The organism is Nocardiopsis sp. TNDT3 (assembly GCF_003427465.1).
Taxonomy (GTDB): Bacteria; Actinomycetota; Actinomycetes; order Streptosporangiales; family Streptosporangiaceae; genus Nocardiopsis; species Nocardiopsis dassonvillei.
The window spans coordinates 1-2,103 of sequence record NZ_QPFC01001138.1 but is presented as its reverse complement, the minus strand read 5'-3'; the positions used below and the strand labels follow the sequence as shown (position 1 = coordinate 2,103).

Below are 2,103 nucleotides of genomic sequence, written 5' to 3'. Positions count from 1 at the left end.
CCCGCCTGCCGGTGGATGACCGTGCGGCTCTGCGTAATTCCGTGGGGAGGATTTCGTGCAGGCGGGGCCAGACGCCGGCCTCGGTCCAGTCCCGCAGGCGCCGCCAGCACGTCACCCCGCTGCAGCCGATCGTCTCGGTCGGCACATCCGCCCAGGTCACACCCATGCGCAAGACGTAGACGATCCCGCGCAGAGCCGCACGGTCATCCACCGGCAGGCGGGCCGACGCCGCGGCGGACGAGGAGGGAGCAGCGGCGCGACACGTTCCCACAGATCATCCGGCACCTGGACCACTCTGCCGCCACCGGATCCGATCGCCAAGCCCTCACACCGAACCCATCCCGAAAAAATCAGTGAAGGGTGTCCGCGCCTTTGTCAAATGCCTCCCTGTGTCGTTCGACTTCGGGGAGGTGGTCGGCGGTCCAGGAGCGCAGGATCGAGAAGGGCTCCTCAAGCGTGCGGCCCAGCGGTGTGATCCGGTACTCCACAGCAACGGGGCGCTGCGTCAGTACCCGGCGCTCGACGAGGCCGTTGCGTTCCAACCGTCGCAGTGCCTGCGTCAGCGATTTTTGAGTGACCCCATCGAGCTCTCTCTTGAGCTCGTTGAAGCGTCGCGGCTGCCGGCACAACGCGGCCAGCAGCAGATGACCCCACTTGTCCAGCAGCTGATCCAGGAGCTCGCGCTGCGGACCAACGATGGTCTCGTGATCGGCCCGATCTTCGCGGATACCAGGTTTCTTTGAAGTACCTGCCATACACCAGGTATACCAGAGATACCGGCAAACCAAAGGAACCTCATGACCGAACAGTCCCTGCCCAGCCTCAATCTCAAGCGCCAGGACGGAGTGCTATGGGTCTCGATTGATGTTCCGCCCGTCAACCTGATGACGGCGCAGCTCATGCTCGACCTGGACGCCGTCGCTGCATCGGCCGAGAATGATCCCGATCTGCACGTCATCGTGGTCCAGAGCGCTAATCCGGAGTTCTTCCTGGCGCACGGCGACCTGTCATTCGTGGAGGACCCCGCGACCTACGCCGCCCTCCCGGTCGCGGAGGAGACGCTTGTCGGGACGGGCCCGATGATGCGGCTTCATGAACGCTGGCGGCGTCTGCCTCAGACCACCATCGCCAAGGTCGCCGGACTCGCCCGTGGCGGTGGAGCCGAGCTGGTCTCCAGCCTGGATCTGCGATTCGCGGCCCTCGAGACTGCGGCGTTCGGCCAGTTCGAGGCACTGATCGGCATCGTCCCTGGAGCCGGTGCAACTGCCCACCTGCCCCGCCTCGTGGGTCGCGCTCGCGCTCTGGAGATCGTGCTGACAGGCGGGCTCGTCGACGCGGCGACTGCCGAGCGGTGGGGTTGGGTGAACCGAGCTCTGCCCGCCGCAGAACTGGATGAATATGTTGAGTGGGTCGCACTGGCCATCGCGTCTTTGCCCGACGGTGTCCGCGCCGCGGCTATCGAAGCAATCGACGCGGCCGACGGCACGCTTGAGGACGCACTGCGCGCGGAAAACCGCCTGCTCGGCGAAACGTTCACTCCTGCGTCTGGAGAGCTTGCGCGGGCAGCGCTCGCGGCCGGGGTTCACACGCGCGAGGTGGAGCTGAACCTCGAAAAGGTGCTGCGCGCGAACCTCGTCCGACATTCGTAACGAATCGCCCTGCGCGGGTGGAGTGCAGAAGTTGTCCGTACGGTCCGTTTGGTAATTCGGTCCGAACGACCGTACGGGCCGCCTTCAACTCTGTGAAGCTGGTTGTTTCGGGATGAGTTCGGTGTGAGGGCTTGGCGATCGGATCCGGTGGCGGCAGAGTGATCCAGGTACCGGATGATCTTGTGCCTGATGATCTGTGGGAACGTATCGCTCCGCTGCTGTCGCCTCGGCAGCCGCGCCGTCGGCGGTATCCGGGCCGCCTGTCGGCGGACGACCGCGCGGCCCTGCAAGGCGTCGTTTTAGGTACTGCGTAAGAACGTGAGCTGGAGAGATGTACCCGCCGAGTAGACCGGGTGCAGCGGCGTGACAGCGTGGCGGCGGTTACGGGACTGGACCGAGGCCGGGGCGTCGCTGACCAGAGGAAACCGTCACGACGTCACCCAGCTCATACCCC

The 2,103-nt window shown here is 65.5% G+C and carries 2 protein-coding genes and 2 pseudogenes; 2 read left to right on the top strand and 2 right to left on the bottom strand.

Annotated features, from left to right (window positions below):
- Together DQW06_RS24805 and DQW06_RS24800 are read right to left on the bottom strand one after the other, a co-directional pair.
- Positions 1-294, bottom strand: a pseudogene (locus DQW06_RS24805) (transposase); the annotation flags it as partial.
- Between the two features lie 56 nt (positions 295-350).
- The gene (locus DQW06_RS24800) at positions 351-755 is read right to left on the bottom strand and encodes a helix-turn-helix domain-containing protein (RefSeq protein WP_117199415.1); all 405 of its coding nucleotides are present in this window, start codon (positions 753-755) and stop codon (positions 351-353) included.
- 42 nt (positions 756-797) lie between these two features.
- On the opposite strand from DQW06_RS24800, the gene DQW06_RS24795 reads away from it, so the two are divergent.
- Positions 798-1,649, top strand: a complete 852-nt coding sequence (locus tag DQW06_RS24795) for an enoyl-CoA hydratase/isomerase family protein (RefSeq protein WP_117199414.1) — start codon at positions 798-800, stop codon at positions 1,647-1,649.
- A 161-nt stretch (positions 1,650-1,810) separates the two neighbouring features.
- Positions 1,811-1,994, top strand: a pseudogene (locus tag DQW06_RS29685) (transposase); the annotation flags it as partial.
- Positions 1,995-2,103: the final 109 nt, after the last annotated feature.